Annotated in this window: 19 protein-coding genes; 16 read left to right on the top strand and 3 right to left on the bottom strand. The window is 64.4% G+C overall.

Going from position 1 to position 22,216, the window contains the following annotated elements; genetic code table 11:
* Window positions 1–14 precede the first annotated feature (14 nt).
* The gene (locus ABX298_RS07940) at window positions 15–1,550 is read right to left on the bottom strand and encodes an HDOD domain-containing protein (RefSeq protein ID WP_075046532.1); all 1,536 of its coding nucleotides are present in this window, start codon (window positions 1,548–1,550) and stop codon (window positions 15–17) included.
* 130 nt (window positions 1,551–1,680) lie between these two features.
* Here ABX298_RS07940 and motA point away from each other — a divergent pair, with 130 nt between their 5' ends.
* The gene (gene motA, locus ABX298_RS07935) at window positions 1,681–2,532 is read left to right on the top strand and encodes a flagellar motor stator protein MotA (RefSeq protein WP_015272014.1); all 852 of its coding nucleotides are present in this window, start codon (window positions 1,681–1,683) and stop codon (window positions 2,530–2,532) included.
* 3 nt (window positions 2,533–2,535) lie between these two features.
* On the top strand, window positions 2,536–3,549 hold the full coding sequence (gene motB, locus ABX298_RS07930; protein WP_085587910.1) for a flagellar motor protein MotB: 1,014 nt from the start codon (window positions 2,536–2,538) through the stop codon (window positions 3,547–3,549).
* A 184-nt stretch (window positions 3,550–3,733) separates the two neighbouring features.
* On the opposite strand, the gene rsgA is transcribed toward motB, so the two are convergent.
* A complete protein-coding gene (rsgA, locus tag ABX298_RS07925; RefSeq protein WP_025340832.1) occupies window positions 3,734–4,765 on the bottom strand; it encodes a small ribosomal subunit biogenesis GTPase RsgA in 1,032 nt (343 codons plus the stop codon).
* Window positions 4,766–4,908: 143 nt separating this feature from the next.
* On the opposite strand from rsgA, the gene orn reads away from it, so the two are divergent.
* Together orn and ABX298_RS07915 are read left to right on the top strand one after the other, a co-directional pair.
* Window positions 4,909–5,451, top strand: coding sequence for an oligoribonuclease (gene orn / locus ABX298_RS07920; RefSeq protein ID WP_025340831.1), 543 nt, complete (start codon window positions 4,909–4,911; stop codon window positions 5,449–5,451).
* 101 nt (window positions 5,452–5,552) lie between these two features.
* Window positions 5,553–6,164, top strand: a complete 612-nt coding sequence (locus ABX298_RS07915; protein ID WP_013974442.1) for a trimeric intracellular cation channel family protein — start codon at window positions 5,553–5,555, stop codon at window positions 6,162–6,164.
* A 289-nt stretch (window positions 6,165–6,453) separates the two neighbouring features.
* Here ABX298_RS07915 and queG read toward each other — a convergent pair whose 3' ends face one another.
* Entirely contained in the window at window positions 6,454–7,518 is a 1,065-nt protein-coding gene (queG, locus tag ABX298_RS07910; protein WP_039612442.1) for a tRNA epoxyqueuosine(34) reductase QueG, read from the bottom strand.
* A gap of 65 nt (window positions 7,519–7,583) precedes the next feature.
* On the opposite strand from queG, the gene ABX298_RS07905 reads away from it, so the two are divergent.
* From ABX298_RS07905 to ABX298_RS07850, 12 genes are all read left to right on the top strand, one after another.
* The gene (locus tag ABX298_RS07905) at window positions 7,584–8,444 is read left to right on the top strand and encodes an NAD(P)H-hydrate dehydratase (RefSeq protein WP_286100655.1); all 861 of its coding nucleotides are present in this window, start codon (window positions 7,584–7,586) and stop codon (window positions 8,442–8,444) included.
* Window positions 8,432–8,905 carry a tRNA (adenosine(37)-N6)-threonylcarbamoyltransferase complex ATPase subunit type 1 TsaE gene (gene tsaE / locus ABX298_RS07900; protein WP_367394269.1) on the top strand — a complete coding sequence of 158 codons (474 nt, stop codon included), beginning with the start codon at window positions 8,432–8,434 and terminating at the stop codon, window positions 8,903–8,905. The genes ABX298_RS07905 and tsaE overlap by 13 nt, the downstream gene beginning before the upstream one ends.
* An 11-nt stretch (window positions 8,906–8,916) precedes the next feature.
* Complete coding sequence (locus ABX298_RS07895; protein ID WP_075046528.1) at window positions 8,917–10,347, top strand: N-acetylmuramoyl-L-alanine amidase; 1,431 nt, start codon at window positions 8,917–8,919, stop codon at window positions 10,345–10,347.
* A complete protein-coding gene (mutL, locus tag ABX298_RS07890) occupies window positions 10,344–12,239 on the top strand; it encodes a DNA mismatch repair endonuclease MutL (RefSeq protein ID WP_317409461.1) in 1,896 nt (631 codons plus the stop codon). The genes ABX298_RS07895 and mutL overlap by 4 nt, the downstream gene beginning before the upstream one ends.
* A gap of 1 nt (window position 12,240) precedes the next feature.
* On the top strand, window positions 12,241–13,212 hold the full coding sequence (miaA, locus tag ABX298_RS07885; protein ID WP_013974436.1) for a tRNA (adenosine(37)-N6)-dimethylallyltransferase MiaA: 972 nt from the start codon (window positions 12,241–12,243) through the stop codon (window positions 13,210–13,212).
* 94 nt (window positions 13,213–13,306) lie between these two features.
* Entirely contained in the window at window positions 13,307–13,567 is a 261-nt protein-coding gene (hfq, locus tag ABX298_RS07880) for an RNA chaperone Hfq (protein ID WP_003258160.1), read from the top strand.
* Window positions 13,568–13,579: 12 nt separating this feature from the next.
* Window positions 13,580–14,881, top strand: coding sequence for a ribosome rescue GTPase HflX (hflX, locus tag ABX298_RS07875; RefSeq protein WP_015272005.1), 1,302 nt, complete (start codon window positions 13,580–13,582; stop codon window positions 14,879–14,881).
* A gap of 96 nt (window positions 14,882–14,977) precedes the next feature.
* Window positions 14,978–16,159 carry an FtsH protease activity modulator HflK gene (gene hflK / locus ABX298_RS07870; protein ID WP_025340824.1) on the top strand — a complete coding sequence of 394 codons (1,182 nt, stop codon included), beginning with the start codon at window positions 14,978–14,980 and terminating at the stop codon, window positions 16,157–16,159.
* Entirely contained in the window at window positions 16,159–17,028 is an 870-nt protein-coding gene (hflC, locus tag ABX298_RS07865) for a protease modulator HflC (RefSeq protein ID WP_013974432.1), read from the top strand. The genes hflK and hflC overlap by 1 nt, the downstream gene beginning before the upstream one ends.
* A 301-nt stretch (window positions 17,029–17,329) precedes the next feature.
* Window positions 17,330–18,517 carry an ATP phosphoribosyltransferase regulatory subunit gene (locus ABX298_RS07860; protein ID WP_286918092.1) on the top strand — a complete coding sequence of 396 codons (1,188 nt, stop codon included), beginning with the start codon at window positions 17,330–17,332 and terminating at the stop codon, window positions 18,515–18,517.
* Between the two features lie 56 nt (window positions 18,518–18,573).
* Window positions 18,574–19,866, top strand: coding sequence for an adenylosuccinate synthase (locus ABX298_RS07855; protein ID WP_061550605.1), 1,293 nt, complete (start codon window positions 18,574–18,576; stop codon window positions 19,864–19,866).
* Between the two features lie 296 nt (window positions 19,867–20,162).
* Complete coding sequence (locus ABX298_RS07850; protein ID WP_075046526.1) at window positions 20,163–22,097, top strand: methyl-accepting chemotaxis protein; 1,935 nt, start codon at window positions 20,163–20,165, stop codon at window positions 22,095–22,097.
* Window positions 22,098–22,216 lie beyond the last annotated feature (119 nt).

The following is a 22,216-nucleotide window of genomic DNA, read 5'->3' as shown; positions in this document are numbered from 1 at the left end:
TTGTAGCGCAAGGCTCAGGCCTTGCGGTTGGCAAACACCGACAGCGCCCGTTCGGTGCACTGTGCGGTCTTGCCGAAGGCTTGCACGCTGATGTCGGCCAGCGGCCGGCAGCCCTGGTCAGCCACCATCAGCATCAGCACCTGGTCCGCCACCGCCAGCGAGCGCAGCAGCACGTGTTCGCTGCGGAACAAGGCACGCAGCGGGGCCGGCAGCAGGGCCGAGAACTGGCTGTGGTTTTCCGGGGTGATACGCAATTGCCCGGCCTTGGCCAGCAGCTTTTGCAGCAGTTTGTTCTGCGCCACCGGCAGTACCAGTGCCCCGGCTTCCTTGGGCAGGCCGGCCATCTGTTGCACGCGCAGCTGGTCGTTGGCCTTGTCCAGGCTCAGCAGCAGGATCCGCTGCATGCCAGATGCCAGAAGGGCCTCGATAACCTGCGTGGCCAGGTGCACGCTGTTGGTGAACGGGCTGGGCTGGGCCAGAAGGTCCTGGCACAGCTTGCGCCAGCGCGCCAGTTCGTCGCCGGTGGGCGGTGGCGGAGCCAGCATGTCTGGGTGCGGGCGGCGCTGGTGCCAGGGCCAGATCAGCGCTTCGGCCGGGTGGAACAGGGCATGCTGGGCATGGCGGCGGGCGCTGGCCGCAGCCTGCTGGTGCACCTGCTGCTGCACGTCTTCCAGCGAGGTCTGCAGGTACAGTGCGGTCAACAGCTGCCAGCGCAGCAGGTGCGGGTTGTCCCAGCCCACCTGTGCCGCCAGGGCCAGGTTGTTGGCCAGCAGCACGGTGTTGGCCGGCTGGTTGAACCAGCGGCGCAGGCCAGGCTCGGCGTCCAGGCGGTGTTGCTGGCTGAGCAGGTCCGGGTCCCGGGCGATACTGAGCACCTGGGCCAGTTGTTCGCGTTCTTCCAGCAACAGGCGGTAACCCTGGGTCACCCATTGTGGCAGGCGCCAGTACTCCGCCATGGTCTGGCAAAGCTCCATGATGCGCACGCCAAACAGTTCTTCCTCGACATGGGCGGCGTCTTCGCCCTTGTGGATAACCCGCAGCTCCCAGGTATCGAGCAGCTTGGGGTAGGCCAGCGCCAGCGGCCAGAGTGGCGACAGGAACAACAGGCTGCCCCAGTGGATTTCCTGCCACAGCCGTGCCAGGCGGCTGGCGAACAGGCCGCTGGCCTGCTGCGAGGCGTGCTGGCTGATCAGCTGGAACTGGCACAGTACCGGCGGGATTTCTTCGACGGGCACAGCTGGCAGGCGTTTGAGCAGCTGTTCGCTGCGCTCCAGGCCCAGGCGGTTGAGGGCGACTTCCAGGCTTTCGGCGGGCTCTGCCAGGCTGGCATTGGTGGGGTGATTGGCTTCGCGCATCACCGACAGCACCAGTGCCGGGCTATCCTGCATCAGTTCGGCGATATCGCGCAGCGAGCGGCGGCTATCGTGGATGGCGGCCATGACCCGGTCGTAGCTGTGCTTCGGCACGGGGATGCGAACACTCTCGAGCAGCTTTACCCAGGCCTCTAGCGTACGTGGAGCCTGAGCGGGCACCTTGGTTTCAATTGGCATTTTGACATCAGTCCGAACTGGCTTTTCGCATTGAGTGGCTATAGTCTGGCGCAGTTCTGCCGATAAGTAGAAGAAGAGTTTTAAAGCTCCCGTCTCTTCCCCTGACCACGACAGCAAGTGCTTTGAACCTATGGCTAAAATTATCGGCATCATCGTCGTATTCGCGAGCGTGCTCGGCGGATACGTGCTTTCCCACGGCAAGATCGCGGCGCTGATCCAGCCGTTCGAAGTACTGATCATCGGCGGTGCGGCCTTTGGTGCATTCCTGCAGGCCAACCCTGGCCACATGACCATGCACGTCATCAAGAAGTCGATGAAGATGTTCGGCTCGCGCTTCACTCATGCCTTCTACCTGGAAGTGCTGGGCCTGGTGTACGAGATCCTCAACAAGAGCCGGCGCGAAGGCATGATGGCCATCGAGGCCGACATCGAGGATGCCGCCGCCAGCCCGATCTTCGCCAAGTACCCGACGGTGCTGGCCGATGAACGCATGACCGCGTTCGTTTGCGATTACCTGCGCATCATGTCCACCGGCAACATGGCCCCGCACGAGCTCGAGGGCCTGTTCGACATGGAACTGCTGAGCATGAAGGAAGAACTGGAGCACCCGTCCCATGCGGTGACCGGCATCGCCGACGGCATGCCCGGCTTCGGTATCGTTGCGGCGGTACTGGGTATCGTGGTGACCATGGCCTCGCTCGGCGACGGTGACCAGGCCTCCATCGGCCTCCATGTGGGTGCGGCACTGGTGGGTACCTTCTTCGGTATCCTGGCGGCCTACGGCTTCTTCGGCCCGTTGGCCAAGTGCCTGGAACACGATGCCAAGGAAGAGCTGAACCTCTACGAATCGATCAAGGCTTCGCTGGTGGCCTCGGCCTCGGGCATGCCGCCTTCGCTGGCGGTCGAGTTCGGGCGCAAGGTGCTGTACCCCAAGCACCGCCCAAGCTTCGCCGAACTGGAACAAGCGGTTCGCGGTCGCTGAGTCATGGAGAACAATCAGCCCATCATCGTCAAGCGCGTCAAGCGCTTTGGCGGCGGCCATCACGGCGGCGCCTGGAAAATCGCCTTCGCCGACTTCGCCACGGCGATGATGGCGTTCTTCCTGGTGCTGTGGCTGTTGTCCACGGCCACACCAGAACAGAAGATCGCCATTGCCGGCTACTTCAAGGACCCGATCGGCTTCTCGGAAAGCGGAACGCCCTACGTCATCGACTTGGGCGGCTCGCCTCAGCTGGCGCCGGAAAAGACCATCAACCCCGAAGCCAAGTCGGAGCCGACGCCTGATACCAGCATCCAGCTGGACAAGGACCAGGTGGAGACCATGGCCGAGCAGGTCGAGCGTGAGCGCCTGGAGTTGCTGCTGCAGGAACTGCAGAACAAGGTAGAAGAGAACCCGCAGCTGCAGAAGTTCAAGGACCAGATCCTGTTCGAGATCACCCAGGACGGCCTGCGCATCCAGATCATGGACGCCGAGAACCGGCCGATGTTCGACATTGGCAGCGCGCGCCTGCAGCCGTACTTCGAGGACATCCTGCTGGCCATGGCCGACACCATCAAGGCGGTGCCGAACAAGATCAGCATCAGTGGCCACACCGACGCCAAGCCTTATGCCGGTAGTGGCGAGTTCGGCAACTGGGAACTGTCGGCCAACCGCGCCAACGCCGCGCGCCGTGCACTCGTGGCCGGCGGCTACCCGGATGACCAGGTGGCGCGGGTGGTGGGTTATGCCTCGTCGTCGCTGTTCGATCGCAAGGACCCGTTCAACCCGGTCAACCGCCGCATCGACATCATCGTGCTGACCAAGAAGGCCCAGCGCAATATCGAAGGCGAGCAGGGCGCGCCGGAAGCACCGGCTGCCGAGCCTGCGCCGCCGGCCGCTGCGGCACCGGCGGCGCCAGGGGAGGCCGGGCAGGCCCCCATGCAGCCGCGTGAACTGCGCCAGAAACTGAACATCTTCGAAGAGGGGACGCTGAAGATGGATGAGGCCAAGGACCAGTAAACCCTTTTTCGTCTTGCGCGGTCCCTTGTGGGAGCGGCCTTGTGTCGCGAAAGGGCCGCAACGCGGCCCCGGCAATATTTGCTGCTGATATCTGGGGCCGCTGCGCGCCCCTTTCGCGACGCAAGGCCGCTCCCACAGGATCGCGCCGTAGCTGAAACCGGCGCAGAACCTCTGGCGCAAGCGGTCAGTAAGCGTCTTCCGGCAAACTGGCAATGATCGAGCGGTAGCTGTTCATCCGTTGCTGCTTGATACGCCCCTCGTCCAGCGCCTTGAGCAGCGCACAGCCCGGTTCGCGATCATGCTTGCAGTCGCGGAAGCGGCAGGTGCCGAACAGGTCGCGGAACTCGATGAAACCATCCTCCACATCACTGCGGCTGACGTGACCCAGGCCGAACTCGCGGATGCCCGGCGAGTCGATCAGGTCGCCACCGTTGGGGAAGTGGTACAACCGCGCGGTGGTGGTGGTGTGGGTGCCCTGGCCAGACCACTCCGACAGGTCGCCGACACGGGTGCCGGCGTCCGGCAGCAAGCTGTTGACCAACGACGACTTGCCCACCCCTGACTGGCCGACGAACACGCTGATGTGGCCGTCGAGCATCTGTTGCAGGCGTTGCATGCCGTCACCGTGGTGGGCCGAGACCTCCAGCAGCGGGTAGCCCAGCTCGCGGTAAACCTCCAGCAGCGCATGCAGGCCCGGGCCGTTCTCGTCGTTGATCAGGTCGGCCTTGTTCAGCAGCAGCAGCGGGCGAATGCCGGCGTGCTCCGCCGCCACCAGATAACGGTCGATGAGGTTGGGGTGCGGCTCGGGCGCGGGGGCGAAGACGATCACGATCAGGTCGACGTTGGCCGCCACCGGTTTCAGCTGGCCGTGGTTGTTTGGCCGGCACAGCTCGGTACTGCGCGGCATCTGCGCGACGATCACGCCAATGCCCTGGTTGCCCGAGCGCCATACCACGCGGTCGCCGGTAACCAGCGCCGGCAGGTTGGCGCGCAAGTGGCAGCGGAATACCTGGCCCGCGGCTTCGCCGTCCTGGGCTTCCACTTCTACCTGCACACCGAAGTGCGCAATCACCAGGCCCAGCTGTTCCGGCCCCAGGTCGCCACCCTCCAGTTCCTGCAGCACGTGCTGTTCGCGTTTGGCCGCACGCGCGGCGCGCTCGTTCTGGATTTTTTCGATGCGCCAGTTCTGGCGGCGATTGAGCTGGCGTTTGGCCATGAAGGTTCCGTGCGTGGGGGCAGGTTGAAAACGGCAGGCAGTTTAGCACGCCAGGCGCCGGACCATTTGGCTTACCTTCGCGCCGTGAATGGGCGTGCCTTGGCCACTACGCTACTATGACGGCCTATACGAGGAGCCCCCGCATGCAAAACCCACAGAACCTGATCTGGATCGACCTGGAAATGACCGGCCTGGATCCGGACAGCGACGTCATCATCGAGATGGCCACCATCGTCACCGACAGCGAACTGAACACCCTGGCCGAAGGGCCGGTGATCGCCATCCACCACAGTGACGAAGTGCTGGCGCGCATGGACGAGTGGAACACCCGCACCCATGGCGCTTCGGGCCTGACCCAGCGCGTACGCGAGAGCAAGGTCGACATGGCCGCAGCCGAGGCGCAGACCATTGCCTTCCTCGAGCAGTGGGTACCGAAAGGCAAGTCGCCGATCTGCGGCAACAGCATCTGCCAGGACCGCCGCTTCCTCTACCGGCACATGCGCAACCTGGAAAACTACTTCCACTACCGCAACCTGGATGTCTCGACCCTGAAGGAGCTGGCTGCACGCTGGGCGCCTGATGTGCGTGACAGCTTCAAGAAGGGCAACACCCACCTGGCGCTGGACGACATCCGCGAATCGATCGCCGAACTGCGCCACTATCGCGAGCACTTCATCAAGGTATGAGCCGAAAAAGGCGCAGATATTGTATCTGCGCCCTCTTTTGGTGCCATGGGCAACTGGTTAGACTGCGCGCCTTTCTCGCCCGCCCGCACGGACCCCGCACCATGTTGTTGATGCTCTACCTCATCGCCATCACCGCCGAAGCCATGACCGGCGCGTTGTCTGCTGGCCGCCGCGGCATGGACTGGTTCGGCGTGGTGCTGATCGCCTGCGTCACCGCCCTGGGTGGCGGCTCGGTGCGTGATGTGCTGCTCGGGCATTACCCGCTGACCTGGGTGAAGCACCCGGAGTACCTGGTGCTGACCAGTTGTGCGGCGCTGCTGACCATCTTCATCGCGCCAATGATGCGCCGCCTGCGCTCGTTGTTCCTGGTGCTCGATGCCCTGGGGCTGGTGGCCTTTACCCTGATCGGTTGCATGACCGCACTGGAGATGGGGCAGGGCATGCTCGTGGCGTCGATCAGCGGGGTGATCACCGGGGTATTTGGCGGGATCTTGCGGGATATCTTCTGTAACGACATTCCCCTGGTATTCCGCCGCGAGCTGTACGCCAGCGTGTCGTTTGCCGCGGCTTGGTTCTACCTGGGCTGCGTGTATTTCAAGGTGCCGGCGGAGCAGGCGATGCTGCTGACCTTGTTTGGCGGGTTCCTGGTGCGGTTGCTGGCGATTCGGTTCCATTGGGAAATGCCCAAGTTCCACTACAACGACCAGCAGTAGCCTTGACATGCGCCCCCTGTGGGAGCGGGTTCACCCGCGAACACGGGCGCAGCCCGTGCCATCCACCGCGCGGGTAAACCCGCTTTCATAGAACTGTACATAACTCATTGAATTAGCAGGGACCCTGTGGGAGCGGCTTTAGCCGCGAACACCGGCGTAGCCGGTGCCATGCACCGCGTTGGATTCTTCGCGGCTAAAGCCGCTCCCACAGGGTACGAGGATCGCTTGCGAGTTCAGTTATCTGTGCGACAACGCAGCCCATATGGCTGGGCAATCTCCCTCAGGGGGGCTACGAAATGCCGTGCTGCGCCAGCGCCCACTCCACATGCTCCCTCACCAGCTCCGAGGCATCCTCGCGCCGCGCCTTCAGCGCTTCGATCACCGGGATCGTCGATGGCGCATTGCCAAGCCCCACCGCCAGGTTGCGCAACCAGCGCTCATACCCGGCCCGGCGCAATGGCCCGCCTTCGGTCTTGCGCAGGAAGGTCCTTTCATCCCACAGGAACATCTCCGCCAGCTCGGCATTCTCCAGCCCGTGCCGTGGCTGGAAGTCCTGTTCCTGGCTGTGCCTGGCAAAGCGGTTCCACGGGCAGACGATCTGGCAGTCATCGCAACCGAACACCCGGTTGCCCATCTTCGAACGCAACTCGACGGGGATCGGCCCCCGCAGTTCGATGGTCAGGTAGGAGATGCAGCGCCGTGCATCCAGCACATACGGCCCGACGAAGGCCTGGGTCGGGCAGATGTCCAGGCAGGCCTGGCAGCGCCCGCAGTGTTCGCTGGTGGTGGCTTCGTCCACCGGCAGCGGCAGGTCGACGAACAGCTCGGCGAGGAAGAAGTAGCTGCCCGCCTTGCGGTTGAGCAACAGGGTGTTCTTGCCGATCCAGCCCAGCCCGGCCTGCTCGGCCAGGGCCTTTTCCAGCACCGGAGCGCTGTCTACGAAGGCGCGGTAGCCGAATGGCCCGATGGCTTCCTGAATGCGATCGGCCAGGAACTGCACGCGCTTGCGCACCAGCTTGTGGTAGTCCCGGCCCAGGGCGTAGCGCGATACGTAGGCTTTTTCCGGCTGTGCCAGCCGCTGCGCCATCTGCGTGTCGCCGGGCAGGTAGTCCATGCGCAGCGATACCACGCGTACCGTGCCGGGGATCAGTTGCTCTGGGTGCGCGCGTTTGCTGCCGTGGGCGCCCAGGTAATCCATCTCGCCCTGGTAGCCGGCGTCGAGCCAGCGCTGCAGATGGTGTTCGTGTTCGCCAAGGTCGACCCCGGCGATGCCGACATGGGCAAAACCGAGTTCTTGGCCCCAAATCTTGATCGATTGGGCCAGTTGGGCGAGGTCAGGCGTACAGGCGGACATGGATGGGCAAGGCAATACGGGCTCAGGTGCGTATAATTCTGCCAGACATTGGAGCCTTTGACCCCATGCCGCAGACCAAACACCCCGGCCATACCCCTCAATTGCTCAGCAGCGTGACTGTCGCGCACCTGCCGGCACGGCATGCGCATGCCCATAAAGGCGACTTCGGCCATGTACTGGTGGTCGGTGGCGACCTCGGTACCGGCGGCGCCGTGCTGCTCAGTGCCGAGGCCGCCCTGCGCTGTGGCGCGGGGCTGGTCAGCGTGGCGACCCGGCCTGAACACGTGACTGCCAGCCTGGCGCGCCTGCCCGAGGTCATGTGCCTGGGCGCCACTTCGGCCAACCAGCTGATGGGCGTGCTGGAGCGCGCTTCGGTGCTGGTGGTCGGCCCTGGCCTGGGCCAGGCAGCCTGGGGCCGCAGCCTGCTGTCGGCGGTGGCCAATGCCGAGCGCCCGCAGGTGTGGGACGCCGATGCCCTGAATTTGCTGGCGCGCACCCCGCTGGCCCTGCCCAGTGGCAGCATCCTTACCCCGCACCCCGGGGAGGCGGCGCGGCTGCTGGGTATTTCCACCGAGGCTGTGCAGGCGGACCGCGCGGGCGCCGCACGCAAGCTGGCGCGCCGTTACAACAGCGTCTGCGTGCTCAAGGGGGCTGGCACTCTGGTGGCCGACCCGGCCGGGCAGCTGCTGCTGTGCGAACGTGGCCACCCGGCCATGGCCGGTGCCGGCCTGGGCGATGTGCTGACCGGTGTATTGGCGGCGCTGCTGGCCCAGGGTCTGGATGCCTGGCATGCCGCGGGGCTGGGGGTATGGCTGCACGCCTGTGCCGGCGAGCGTCTGGGCGTTAAAGGTAGAGGCCTGGCTGCCAGCGATCTGGCGCCGGTCATTCGTGAGTTGTTGGAGGAGCATTCTGCGTGTCTGGCTTAAAACTGTTTCTGGCCGATGAAGCGGCCACGGTCAAATTCGGCGCACAACTGGCCGAGGTGACCGGCGGTCACGGCGTGATTTTTCTGGAAGGTGACCTGGGCGCGGGCAAAACCACGCTGTCGCGTGGCCTGATTCGTGGCCTGGGCCATACTGGTGCGGTGAAAAGCCCGACCTTCACCGTGGTCGAACCTTACGAGATCGGTGAGGTGCGGGCGTTCCATTTCGACCTGTATCGCCTGGTCGATCCGGAAGAGCTGGAGTTCATGGGTATTCGTGACTATTTCGAGGGCGACCCGCTGTGCCTGTTCGAGTGGCCACAAAAGGGTGCGGGCGTTTTGCCAAAGCCCGACCTGACCATTACCATAAGCCCCCAAGCGGGCGGACGCTCGCTGATCCTTTCGCCGCAGGGGGCTCGCGGCGAGGCCTGGTGCGTTGCACTGGCCGAACACTATAAACAGTAAGTGGGGTAGGTATGCGCATACGCGCACTGGTCGCCATCGTTGGGCTGCTGCTGACAACGGTGACCGTTGACGCTCTGGCCGTCACTCAAGTCAAGAGCATGCGCCTGTGGCGCGCGCCGGACAACACGCGGCTGGTCTTCGACCTGTCTGGCCCCGTGCAGCACAGCGTCTTCACCCTGAGCGCACCTGATCGCCTGGTTATCGACATCAATGGCGCGACCTTGGCCGCGCCACTGAACGTGGCTACCTCCAATACGCCGATCAGCAGCGTGCGTTCGGCTCAGCGCACCCCAACCGACCTGCGCGTGGTGGTCGACCTGAAAAAGTCGGTCACCCCAAAAAGCTTCACCCTGGCGCCCAATGCCCAGTACGGCAACCGCCTGGTAGTCGACCTGTACGACCAGGAAGCCGACGCCATCGCGGCCAGCGCGCCGGCTCCGGCCCCGACTCCGGCACCAACGCCTGCAACCACGCCAGCAGTGCCGGTGACCCCGGCCCAGCCTGCCATCAAGCTGCCGCCGGTTCCCAACGGCAAGCGTGACATCGTGGTTGCCATCGACGCCGGTCACGGCGGCGAAGACCCGGGTGCATCCGGCTCGCGTGGCCAGCATGAAAAAGACATCGTGCTGCAGATCGCCAAGGAACTGCAGCGCCAGATCAACAGCGAAAAAGGCTTCCGGGCCGAGCTGACCCGTACCGGCGACTACTTCATCCCGCTGCGCAAGCGCACGGAAATCGCCCGCAAGAAGGGCGCCGACCTGTTCATCTCGATCCACGCCGACGCCGCGCCGTCCCGCGCCGCCTTTGGCGCCTCGGTGTTCGCCCTGTCCGACCGCGGCGCTACCTCCGAGACCGCGCGCTGGCTGGCCGACACGGAAAACCGTTCCGACCTGATCGGTGGTGCCGGTAACGTCAGCCTCGACGACAAGGACCGCATGCTGGCCGGCGTGCTGCTCGACCTGTCGATGACCGCCACGCTCAGCTCCAGCCTCAATGTCGGGCAGAAGGTGCTGGGCAACATGGGCCGCATTACCTCGCTGCACAAGCAGCGGGTGGAACAGGCCGGCTTCATGGTGCTGAAGTCGCCGGATATTCCGTCGATCCTCGTTGAAACCGGGTTCATCTCGAACAACAACGAAGCCGCCAAGCTGGCCACCGCCAGCCATCAGCAGGCCCTGGCCCGTTCGATCCACACCGGTGTGCGCCAGTACTTCCAGCAGAACCCGCCGCCTGGCACCTACATCGCCTGGCTGCGCGACACCGGCAAGATCGCCGCTGGCCCGCGTGAGCACACGGTACGCCCTGGCGAGACCCTGGCGATGCTTGCCGTGCGCTACCAGGTCAGCGTGACCAGCCTGCGCAGCACCAACAGCCTCAAGACCGATGAGCTGAAGGTCGGCCAGCGCCTCGATATCCCCGCTACCACGTTGGCCTCGCAATGAGTGGTGGTTCGCGCATCCAGCTGCTCAGCCCGCGGCTGGCCAACCAGATTGCCGCCGGTGAGGTTGTCGAGCGGCCGGCTTCTGTCGCCAAGGAGTTGCTGGAAAACAGCCTGGACTCCGGCGCCCGGCGTATCGACGTGGAAGTGGAGCAGGGCGGCGTCAAGCTGCTGCGGGTGCGTGACGATGGCAGCGGCATTTCCGCCGACGACCTGCCGCTGGCCCTGGCCCGTCACGCCACCAGCAAGATCCGCGAGCTGGAAGACCTGGAAGGGGTATTGAGCCTGGGCTTCCGTGGTGAGGCCCTGGCCTCGATCAGCTCGGTGGCGCGCCTGACCCTGACCTCGCGTACCGCCAGCGCTACCGAGGCCTGGCAGGTGGAAACCGAAGGCCGCGACATGACCCCGCGGGTGCAGCCGGCGGCGCACCCGGTGGGTACTTCGGTTGAAGTGCGCGACCTGTTCTTCAATACCCCGGCCCGGCGCAAGTTCCTCAAGGCCGAGAAAACCGAATTCGATCACCTGCAGGAAGTGATACGGCGCCTGGCGCTGGCGCGCTTCGATGTCGGCTTCCACCTGCGCCACAACGGCAAGAGCATCCTCAGCCTGCACGAGGCCCACGATGAAACCGCCCGTGCGCGGCGGGTGGGCGCCATCTGCGGCCCGGGCTTCATGGAGCAGGCGCTGCCGATCGACGTGGAACGCAATGGCCTGCGCCTGTGGGGCTGGGTCGGCCTGCCGACCTTCTCGCGCAGCCAGGCAGACCTGCAGTATTTCTTCGTCAACGGCCGTGCGGTGCGCGACAAGCTGGTCGCCCACGCCGTGCGCCAGGCCTACCGTGACGTGCTGTTCAATGGTCGGCATCCGACCTTCGTGCTGTTCCTGGAGCTGGAGCCCAACGGCGTCGACGTCAACGTGCACCCGACCAAGCACGAAGTGCGTTTCCGCGAGGGGCGCTCTGTGCACGACTTCCTGTATGGCACCTTGCATCGCGCCCTGGCCGATGTGCGCCCGGAAGACCAGTTGGCGGCGCCTGCTGCCGTGCCCGAAGTGGTTCGCCCCACGGGCCAGCAGGCCGGTGAGTTCGGCCCCCAGGGCGAAATGCGCCTGGCCTCGCCGGTGCTCGAGCAGCCGCGAGCCCCGCAGCAGTCGTTTTCCAGTGGCGGCAGTGGCGCGGGTTACCAGTACCAGTACGCCCCGCGCCCCTCGCAGCCGCTGCCAGCCGCCGAGGCACAGGCGGTTTATCGCGAGTTTTACAAACCGCTGGATGAAGACGCGGCGCCAACGGCGTTGCCCGAAAGCCAGGGTGACATTCCCCCGCTGGGCTACGCGCTGGCGCAGCTCAAGGGCATCTATATCCTGGCCGAGAACGCCATCGGCCTGGTGCTGGTAGACATGCATGCGGCCCATGAGCGCATCATGTACGAGCGCCTGAAGGTAGCCATGGCCAGCGAAGGCCTCAGCGGCCAGCCGCTGCTGGTGCCCGAGACCCTGGCCCTGAGCCAGCGTGAAGCAGACTGCGCCGAAGAGCACGCGCAGTGGTTCCAGCGGCTGGGCTTCGAACTGCAGCGGCTGGGCCCCGAGACCCTGGCCATCCGCCAGATCCCGGCTTTGCTCAAGCAGGCCGAGGCCAACCGACTGGTGCAGGATGTACTCGCCGACCTGATGGAATACGGCACCAGCGACCGTATCCAGGCGCACCTCAACGAGCTGCTCGGCACCATGGCCTGCCACGGCGCCGTGCGCGCCAACCGGCGCCTGGCGATCCCCGAGATGAACGCCCTGCTGCGTGACATGGAAAACACCGAGCGCAGCGGCCAGTGCAACCATGGTCGCCCCACCTGGACCCAGATGGGCCTGGATGACCTGGACAAACTCTTCCTGCGCGGTCGATGAAATGAGTGGCAAGCCCCCTGCAATATTCCTGATGGGCCCGACGGCGGCCGGCAAGACCGACCTGGCCATCGAGCTGACCAAAGTGCTGCCGTGCGAGCTGATCAGCGTCGATTCGGCGCTGGTCTACCGCGGCATGGACATCGGTTCGGCCAAGCCGTCGAAAGAAATCCTCGCCGCTCACCCGCACCGGCTGATCGACATTCGCGACCCGGCCGAGAGCTATTCGGCTGCGCAGTTCCGTGCCGATGCCCTGGAGGCCATGGCCGAGATCACCGCGCGCGGCAAGATCCCGCTGCTGGTGGGCGGCACCATGCTCTATTACAAGGCGTTGATCGATGGCCTGGCCGACATGCCGGCGGCCGATGCCGCGGTGCGTGCCGAGCTGGAAGCCCAGGCCGAGGCGCTGGGCCTGGCCGAGTTGCACCGCCAGTTGGCCGAGGTTGACCCTGAGTCGGCGGCGCGCATCCACCCCAACGACCCGCAGCGGTTGATCCGGGCGTTGGAGGTGTACCGGGTGAGTGGCGAGAGCATGACGGCACATCGACAGCGTCAATTCGCGGAAAGTCGCGGCGCAGACGCAGGCGCTGGCGGACATTTGCCCTATACTGTCGCGAGTTTGGCGATTGCTCCTACAGATCGTCACATTTTGCATCAGCGAATTGCGTTACGATTTTCACAGATGCTGGAACAGGGCTTCGTCGACGAGGTCCGATCGCTGCGAGCCAGAAGTGACTTGCACGCCGGGCTGCCGTCTATACGGGCAGTGGGGTATCGGCAGGTCTGGGATTACCTGGACGGCAAGCTGACTGAGAATGAGATGCGTGAACGCGGTATCATTGCCACCAGGCAGCTGGCCAAGCGGCAGTTCACCTGGTTGCGTGGCTGGCCCGAAGTACACTGGCTTGACAGCCTGGCCTGCGACAATCTGTCCCGCACCTTGAAATACCTTGGGGCCATCTCCATATTGAGCTGAGTCCCTGCTGATTGCCGTCTATTCTTGCGAAGGGGCGGCCTAATTTATCGATTTTCTTGATTTTCTATTATTTATCCTTACAGGAGTGCGGCATATGTCAAAAGGGCATTCGCTACAAGACCCTTACTTGAACACCTTGAGAAAAGAAAAGGTCCCGGTATCCATCTACCTGGTCAACGGCATCAAACTGCAGGGTTCGATCGAGTCCTTCGACCAGTTCGTGGTACTGCTGAAGAACACCGTCAGCCAGATGGTCTACAAGCACGCCATCTCGACCGTGGTTCCTGCCCGTCCGGTTCGTCTGCCAAGCCCGTCCGATTCCGAACACGGCGACAGCGAGCCAGGCAACGCCTGATAGGAGCCTGCATTGTTCTTTGAGCGCCACGGTGGTGGTGAGCGGGCGTTGCTCGTTCACTTGGAAGGTCAGAACCCTGAGGCGCGCGAAGACCCGCAGGAGTTCCAGGAGCTGGCATTGTCGGCCGGTGCCGACATCGTCTCGCTGGTCACGGTGGCAAGGCATCAGCCTTCCGCCAAATACCTGATTGGCAGTGGCAAGGTCGAAGAGTTGCACGACCTGGTCCATGCCGAACAGGTAGACCTGGTGATTTTCAATCACACCCTCACGCCCAGTCAGGAGCGCAACCTCGAACGTGTGTTCGAGTGTCGTGTGCTCGACCGTACCGGGCTGATCCTCGATATCTTCGCCCAACGGGCGCGTACCCATGAAGGCAAGCTGCAGGTCGAACTGGCCCAGCTCGAACACATGAGCACGCGGCTGGTGCGCGGCTGGACCCACCTTGAGCGACAGAAGGGTGGTATCGGCCTGCGTGGCCCGGGTGAAACCCAGCTGGAAACCGACCGCCGCCTGTTGCGGGTGCGCATTCGCCAGATCAAGTCACGCCTGGAGAAGGTGCGCAGCCAGCGCGAGCAGGCGCGCCGCGGGCGCAAGCGCGCGGACATTCCGTCGGTATCGCTGGTGGGTTATACCAACGCCGGCAAGTCCACGCTGTTCAACGCCCTGACCGAATCCGAGGTGTATGCCGCGGACCAGCTGTTCGCCACCCTCGACCCGACCCTGCGTCGGCTCGAGCTGAACGACCTGGGGCCGATCGTGCTGGCCGACACCGTGGGCTTCATTCGCCACCTGCCGCACAAGCTGGTCGAGGCATTTCGGGCTACGCTCGAAGAGTCGAGCAACTCCGACTTGTTGCTGCATGTGATCGACGCCCATGAGCCGGAGCGCATGGAGCAGATCGAGCAGGTGCTGGCGGTGTTGGGCGAGATTGGTGCCGAAGGGTTGCCGATCCTCGAGGTGTATAACAAACTCGACCTGCTCGAAGATGTCGAGCCGCAGATCCAGCGCAATGCCGATGGCAAGCCGGAACGGGTCTGGGTATCGGCACGCGATGGGCGTGGCCTGGAGCTGGTCGGCCAGGCGATTGCCGAGTTGCTGGGGGATGATCTGTTTGTCGGTACCCTGTGTCTGGAGCAGCGTTTTGCCCGCTTGCGCGCGCAATTCTTTGCCCTGGGTGCCGTGCAGAGTGAAGAGCATGATGAAGAAGGGCGCAGCCTGCTGAGCGTGCGACTGCCCATGGTCGAACTGAATCGCCTGGTCAGCCGCGAAGGCATGGAGCCGCAAGTGTTTGTCGAGCAACACACTTTGCAATAAATGCTCGTCGAGGTCGCCGGGCAGCAGTGACAGGCATTCTGTAGCATTGGACGGCGCGCCGTGGGCGCGTCTTTGCTTTATCAGATGGAGAGCGCTATGGCTTGGAACGAGCCGGGTGGCAACTCGAACAATCAGGATCCCTGGGGCGGTCGCCGGAATGGCGGTGGCGGCGGTGGTGACAAGAAAGGTCCACCGGACCTGGACGAGGCCTTCCGCAAATTGCAGGACAGCCTGAACGGCATGTTCGGCAGTGGCAAGAAACGTGGCGGCGGTGACCGCAATGTCGGCAAGGGCGGTGGCCTGGGCCTGCTGGGCATCGGCCTGGCGGTGCTGGCTGCTATCTGGCTGTACAGCGCCGTGTACGTGGTCGACGAGCAGGAGCAGGCCGTGGTGCTGCGCTTCGGCAAGTACTATGAGACGGTCGGTCCCGGCCTGAACATCTACTTCCCGCCGATCGATCGCAAGTACATGGAGAACGTCACGCGCGAGCGTGCCTACACCAAGCAGGGCCAGATGCTGACCGAAGACGAGAACATCGTCGAGGTACCGCTGACCGTCCAGTACAAGATCAGCAACCTGCAGGACTTCGTGCTCAACGTCGACCAGCCTGAGGTCAGCCTGCAGCACGCGACCGACAGTGCCCTGCGCCACGTGGTGGGTTCCACCTCGATGGACCAGGTGCTGACCGAAGGCCGCGAGCAGATGGCCGTGGATATCCGCGAACGCCTGCAGCGCTTCCTCGACACCTACCGCACCGGTATCAGCGTTACCCAGGTCAACGTGCAGAGCGCGGCAGCCCCGCGTGAAGTGCAGGAAGCCTTCGACGATGTGATCCGTGCCCGCGAAGACGAGCAGCGTGCCCGCAACCAGGCCGAGTCCTACGCCAATGGCGTGGTGCCGGAAGCCCGTGGTCAGGCCCAGCGCATCATCGAGGACGCCAACGGTTACCGCGACGAAGTCATCGCCCGCGCCAAGGGTGAGGCCGACCGCTTCACCAAGCTGGTCGCCGAATACCGCAAGGCACCTGACGTGACCCGTCAGCGTCTGTACCTGGAGACCATGCAAGAGGTCTACAGCAATTCGAGCAAGGTCATGGTGGCGACCAAGGACGGGCAGAACAACCTGCTCTACCTGCCGCTGGACAAGATGGTCGAAGGCAGCCGCAACCCGTCCGCGCCGACCGCCAGTGTGTCGCCATCGGTCAACGATGCGGCCGCGCGTGCGGCGCAGGACCTGCAACAGCAACAGCAGCCGCTGCGCACTAGGGAGAGCCGCTGATGAGCAACAGATCGCTGATCGCCCTGATCGCCGCCGTGGTCCTGGCCATCGTGGCCTGGAACAGCTTCTACATCGTGTCCCAGACCGAGCGTGCGGTACTGCTGCGCTTCGGTAAGGTGGTCCAGGCGGATGTCCAGCCGGGCATGCACGTGAAGATTCCGTACGTGAACCAGGTGCGCAAGTTCGACGCCCGCCTGATGACCCTCGACGCCCCGACCCAGCGGTTCCTGACCCTGGAGAAGAAAGCGGTGATGGTCGACGCCTACGCCAAGTGGCGCGTCAAGGACGCCGAACGCTTCTACACCGCCACGTCCGGCATGAAGCAGATCGCCGACGAGCGTCTGTCGCGTCGTCTGGAAAGCGGCCTGCGTGACCAGTTCGGTAAACGTACCCTGCACGAAGTGGTTTCCGGTGAACGTGACGCGCTGATGGCTGACATCACTGCTTCGCTGAACCGCATGGCCGCAAAGGAGCTGGGTATCGAGGTGGTCGACGTGCGCGTCAAGGCCATCGACCTGCCGAAGGAAGTCAACCGCAGCGTCTTCGACCGCATGAGCACCGAGCGTGAGCGTGAGGCCCGTGAGCACCGCGCCAAGGGTAACGAGCTGGCTGAAGGTATCCGTGCCGATGCCGACCGTCAGCGCCGCGTATTGCTGGCTGAGGCCTATCGCGAAGCAGAGGAAACCCGCGGTGACGGCGACGCCCAGGCGGCCGCCATCTACGCTAAGGCCTACACCCAGGACGCTGATTTCTATGCGTTCTACCGTAGCCTGCAGGCGTACCGCGAGAGCTTCTCGAGCAAGAGCGACGTGCTGGTCCTGGACCCGAAGAACGAGTTCTTCCGCTTCCTGGACAAGAGCAGGCCGTGATGCTCAGGCCCTGATTTTCATGCAGCGGCGCCCCGCCTGGCAGCTAAAACACCAGGCGGGGTGCATCCTGAATGAAAAGGGGTGTATGATGAGGCAGCCGGGAAATTTCCCGGCTTTTTTGCGTCTGCAAGGTTGATTGGCAAACCGCCAGTTGACGGTTTGGTCAGGTCGCAAGGCAATTCGAGGGTGTCGGGTACGGTGGCTGCGCTGGGATCAGTGCTGCCCGCTGCTGTGCGCGATACCGGCTTTACTGACGGCTAGCCTGCTGGCAAGCCGCCCGGACCAGAGGGGAAATGGCGTAATGGCAACGGTAGACCGCTGGCTGCTGCCAGATGGCATCGAGGAAGTACTGCCACCTGAGGCTGCGCGTATCGAGATCGCGCGCCGCCAGGTGTTGGACCTGTTCCAGAGTTGGGGCTACGAACTGGTCGTCACCCCGCATATCGAGTACCTGGAGTCGCTGCTCACCGGCGCCGGCCAGGACCTGGATCAGCGCACCTTCAAGGTAGTGGACCCGCAGTCCGGCCGCCTGATGGGCTTCCGCGCCGACTTCACCCCGCAGGTGGCACGTATCGACGCCCACACCCTGCGCCGTGAAGGCCCGAGCCGCCTGTGCTATGCCGGCAGCGTGCTGCACGCCCAGCCGCGTGCCCTGTCCACCTCGCGCAGCCCGATACAGCTGGGTGCCGAGCTGTACGGCGACGCCAGCCCCACCAGCGATGTCGAAATCATCAGTCTGATGCTCGCCACGCTGCAACTGACCGATGTGCCGGATGTGCACATGGACCTCGGCCACGTCGGCATCTACCGCGGCCTGGCCCGTGCTGCCGGCCTGTCCGGTGCGGTCGAGCAGCAGCTGTTCGACGCCCTGCAGCGCAAGGCCGTGGATGAAGTTCAGGTGCTGACCGCCGACCTGCCGAAGGACCTGGGCAACATGCTGCGCGCGCTGGTCGAGCTGTGCGGTGGCCGCGAAGTGCTGGCCGAAGCCCGCGTGCGCCTGGGCCGTGCCCCGGCCAGCGTGCTGGCGGCGCTGGACGACCTGCTGGCGATCGCCGATCGCCTGGCGTCGCGCTTCCCGGACCTGCCGCTGTACTTCGACCTCGGCGAGCTGCGCGGTTACCACTATCACACTGGCGTGGTGTTCGCCGTGTTCGTGCCGGGCGAAGGTCAATCGATCGCCCAGGGCGGGCGCTATGACGACATCGGCGCCGATTTCGGCCGGGCCCGCCCGGCCACCGGTTTCTCCACGGATTTGAAGACCCTGGTCACACTGGGGCGAGCGGAGGTCGTATTGCCAACTGGCGGCATCTGGATGCCGGACAGTGGCGACGCGGCCCTCTGGCAGCAAGTCTGCCAGTTGCGCAACGAGGGCCAGCGTGTGGTCCAGGCCCTGCCTGGCCAGCCGTTGAGTGCTGCTCTCGAGGCGGATTGTGATCGGCAATTGATTCAGCAAGACGGGCGCTGGCAGGTTCTGCCGCTGGCCCAGTGAGTTTCTGCGCCGGCAGTAGGCCGGCAACCAAGTTTGCGTGAATGAGGACCAATGTAATGGGTAAGAATGTCGTCGTCCTGGGCACCCAGTGGGGTGATGAGGGCAAAGGCAAGATCGTCGATCTGCTGACCGAACATGCTGCCGCCGTAGTGCGCTACCAGGGTGGCCACAACGCGGGTCACACCCTGGTGATCAACGGTGAAAAGACCGTTCTGCACCTGATTCCGTCCGGTATCCTGCGTGAAGGCGTACAGTGCCTGATCGGCAACGGCGTGGTCGTTGCCCCGGATGCCCTGATGCGTGAAATCACCAAGCTGGAAGAGAAGGGCGTACCGGTGCGCGAGCGCCTGCGCATCAGCCCGGCTGCGCCGCTGATCCTGTCGTACCACGTTGCCCTGGACCAGGCCCGCGAAAAAGCCCGTGGCGAAGCCAAGATCGGCACCACCGGCCGTGGTATCGGCCCAGCCTACGAAGACAAGGTTGCACGCCGCGGCCTGCGCGTGGGCGACCTGTTCCACCGCGAGCGTTTCGCCGCCAAGCTGGGTGAGCTGCTGGACTACCACAACTTCCAGCTGGTGAACTACTACAAAGAGCCGGCCATCGACTTCCAGCAGACCCTGGACGAATGCATGGCTTACGCCGAACAGCTCAAGCCGATGATGCTCGACGTCACCGCCGAGCTGCACAACCTGCGTCGCGCCGGCAAGGACATCATGTTCGAAGGTGCCCAGGGCTCGCTGCTGGACATCGACCACGGTACCTACCCGTACGTCACCAGCTCCAACACCACCGCTGGCGGTATCTCCACCGGTTCCGGCGTTGGCCCGATGTACCTGGACTACATCCTGGGTATCACCAAGGCCTACACCACTCGCGTAGGTTCCGGTCCGTTCCCGACCGAACTGTTCGACGAGACTGGCGCTACCCTGGCCAAGCGTGGCCATGAGTTCGGCTCCACCACCGGCCGTGCGCGCCGTTGCGGCTGGTTCGATGCCGTGATCCTGCGTCGCGCCATCGACGTCAACAGCATCTCGGGCATCTGCCTGACCAAGCTGGACGTACTGGATGGCCTGGAAACCATCAACATCTGCGTTGGCTACAAGAACGAGAACGGTGCCGTCATCGACGCGCCTTCCGATGCCGACAGCTACATCGGCCTGGAGCCGGTGTACGAAGAGATGCCAGGCTGGAGCGAGTCGACCCTGGGCGTGAAAACCCTGGAAGATCTGCCAGCCAACGCTCGCGCCTACATCAAGCGCATCGAAGCGCTGATCGGCGCGCCGATCGACATCATCTCCACCGGCCCGGACCGCAACGAGACCATCGTTCTGCGTCATCCGTTCGCCTGATCTGCCTTCCAGGCTGATCTGACGCCGTGGCCCTGAAAGGGGCTGCGGCGTTTTCATTTGTGGGGTATGCCTGTCCCGGCCCTATCGCCGGCAAGCCAGCTCCCACAGGTACACCACAGGCCTCAAGACATGTGGAGTACCTGTGGGAGCGGGCAAGCCCGCGAAGAGGCCAGTACAGGAAAACCCATTGCTGAACCTTGGCACTTATCCCTGCTGACCCCGGCACAACCCTTGCTGTAAGAAGTTTCTGAAGATGCCATCAAAATAGTGGCGCCAGAAAACACGAGGGTTACACCGTGTCTGCCATCCTCTCACTGTTACGAAGCCGCCTTTTGCGGCCTGTGTTTGTTGCCCTTGGTATCGCTCTTTTGGTGCAGGTGCTGGTCGCCGTTGCGCTTACCCGAAGCACGGTCACCGCCTTGGAAGCCGACCTGGGCGAACGCCTGGGCAATGACAGCCGCCAGCTCGCCAGTGAGCTGGAGCAAGCCGGGCAAGACGTGCGCTCAGGCCTCGACGGCCTCTCCAGCAGCACCCGCCAGCGCCTTAGCGCAGGTTTGTCGGCGCGCCTGCAAAGCGAGCAGCAGCAGCTGCGCAGCACGTTGGAAAAGAACCTCAAGGACTCCGCCAACGATATGGCCGAGCTGCTGGCGTCGGTCGCACCGCGGGCGATATGGGACAACGACGTGCCGGTGCTCTCCGACTTCGCCCGGCGCGCCCAGCGCAACCCTAACGTGCTGTTCGTGGTCTACGACGACGCCCAGGGCCAGCACCTGACTCGCTACCTGAACCGGCAAAACCCGATCAACCAGGCATTGATGGACAAGGGCCAGGGCGAACGTGCGCTGGACAAGGTGATCGACGCGGCCCGGCGCGACCCGGCGGTGTACTTCGTCGAGGCCTCGATCAACCCCAATGGTGCAGAAATCGGCAAGGTGGTGATGGGCGTTTCCACCGCCGGCATCGACCAGGAGCTCAAGGCCCTCGACCAGCGCTTCGCCGCACTGATCGCCAGCGGCGAGCAACTGGTCGGCGACAGCCTGGTCGGTGCTGCAGCCGACAGTGGCAAGACCTTGCGCGAGCGCCTGGAAAAGGCGCAGGGCAGCGCAGCCGCGATGCAGGCCAATACCGCACAGACCGTGCGTGATGCTGCCGCCGAACTGCGCTGGCGCATCGGCCTGGGCCTGATGCTGGTCGGCCTGGGTGTGCTGGTGGTGGTGGCTGTGGTGCTTGGTCGCCGGGTGCTGAGCAAGCTGCGCCTGCTGATTGCCGCCCTCGATGACCTGGCGGCTGGTGAAGGCGACCTGACCAAGCGTGTGCCCCTCGACAGCCGCGACGAAATTGGCGACATGGCTTCGGCGGTGAACCGCTTTGTCGACAAGCTGCAACCCATCGTGCGCGAGGCGGGCGAGGTGGCGCAGCGCACCGGCGTTGAGATTGGCGCGATGGCCCAGCGCAATGCCGGTGCCGATGCTGCCGCTGCACTGCAACGCGACGAAGTGGCAGCCAGCCTGCGCGACCTGTCGAGCATGGCCGACGAGGCCCAGGCTGAAAGCCACGCGATGCAGGCAGCCCTGCAGCAGGTGGTGGATATCCGCCAGGCAACTGACGAGAACAGCCGCACATCGACCCAGCTAGCCGGTCTGATCGAGAACCTGGCTGGGCAGGTGGAGGCCGGCTCCCAGGTGATCGAGCGCCTGGCCAAGCAGAGCGAGCAGATCGAAGTGGTGCTGACGGTTATCCACGGCATCGCCGAACAGACCAACCTGCTGGCCTTGAACGCGGCCATCGAAGCCGCCCGTGCTGGCGAAACCGGGCGCGGGTTTGCCGTGGTGGCCGATGAGGTGCGGGCGTTGGCGAGCAAGACGCAAAGTTCCACGGGAGATATCCAGGCGCATATCGCCGCGCTGCAGAAGGGGGCCAAGGAGGCCGTGGCCACCATCAGCCAGGCCGGGCTCAAGGCCAGCGAAGGGCTGCTGGTGCTGCGTGACAACGAGCGCCGCCAGCAGTCGGTGCAGGCAGCGGTGGAGCAGGTGCACGCGGCCATCGGCCTGGCCACCCGGGCGGCCGAGCAGCAGGCGAGCGGGGCGCAGGCAGTGCGTGGACGGGTGGAAACCATACACGCCCAGGCCGAACGCTCGGCCGAGGTGGTGATGCAGACCACCGCCAGCAGCAAGGTGCTGGATGACCTGGCGGCACAGCTGCGTGCCAGCCTGGGCCAATTCAGAGCCTGACCCGATCATTGTGGGAGCGGGCGTGCCCGCGAAGCAGGCGACACGGTGGATGGCACCGGCTTCGCCGGTGTTCGCGGGCATGCCCGCTCCCACATCGATCGCGACACAGGGCCCTTACC

Source organism: Pseudomonas sp. X4 (assembly GCF_040784925.1).
Lineage (GTDB): Bacteria > Pseudomonadota > Gammaproteobacteria > Pseudomonadales > Pseudomonadaceae > Aquipseudomonas > Aquipseudomonas putida_Z.
This window is presented reverse-complemented; position numbering and strand designations above follow the sequence as displayed.

Bases quoted from the DNA above. Each gene is read 5' to 3' on its own strand.
- ABX298_RS07940 (WP_075046532.1), bottom strand. From the start codon at position 1,550: ATGCCAATTGAAACCAAGGTGCCCGCTCAGGCTCCACGTACGCTAGAG.
- motA (WP_015272014.1), top strand. From the start codon at position 1,681: ATGGCTAAAATTATCGGCATCATCGTCGTATTCGCGAGCGTGCTCGGC.
- motB (WP_085587910.1), top strand. From the start codon at position 2,536: ATGGAGAACAATCAGCCCATCATCGTCAAGCGCGTCAAGCGCTTTGGC.
- rsgA (WP_025340832.1), bottom strand. From the start codon at position 4,765: ATGGCCAAACGCCAGCTCAATCGCCGCCAGAACTGGCGCATCGAAAAA.
- orn (WP_025340831.1), top strand. From the start codon at position 4,909: ATGCAAAACCCACAGAACCTGATCTGGATCGACCTGGAAATGACCGGC.
- ABX298_RS07915 (WP_013974442.1), top strand. From the start codon at position 5,553: ATGTTGTTGATGCTCTACCTCATCGCCATCACCGCCGAAGCCATGACC.
- queG (WP_039612442.1), bottom strand. From the start codon at position 7,518: ATGTCCGCCTGTACGCCTGACCTCGCCCAACTGGCCCAATCGATCAAG.
- ABX298_RS07905 (WP_286100655.1), top strand. From the start codon at position 7,584: ATGCCGCAGACCAAACACCCCGGCCATACCCCTCAATTGCTCAGCAGC.
- ABX298_RS07895 (WP_075046528.1), top strand. From the start codon at position 8,917: ATGCGCATACGCGCACTGGTCGCCATCGTTGGGCTGCTGCTGACAACG.
- mutL (WP_317409461.1), top strand. From the start codon at position 10,344: ATGAGTGGTGGTTCGCGCATCCAGCTGCTCAGCCCGCGGCTGGCCAAC.
- miaA (WP_013974436.1), top strand. From the start codon at position 12,241: ATGAGTGGCAAGCCCCCTGCAATATTCCTGATGGGCCCGACGGCGGCC.
- hfq (WP_003258160.1), top strand. From the start codon at position 13,307: ATGTCAAAAGGGCATTCGCTACAAGACCCTTACTTGAACACCTTGAGA.
- hflK (WP_025340824.1), top strand. From the start codon at position 14,978: ATGGCTTGGAACGAGCCGGGTGGCAACTCGAACAATCAGGATCCCTGG.
- hflC (WP_013974432.1), top strand. From the start codon at position 16,159: ATGAGCAACAGATCGCTGATCGCCCTGATCGCCGCCGTGGTCCTGGCC.
- ABX298_RS07860 (WP_286918092.1), top strand. From the start codon at position 17,330: ATGGCAACGGTAGACCGCTGGCTGCTGCCAGATGGCATCGAGGAAGTA.
- ABX298_RS07855 (WP_061550605.1), top strand. From the start codon at position 18,574: ATGGGTAAGAATGTCGTCGTCCTGGGCACCCAGTGGGGTGATGAGGGC.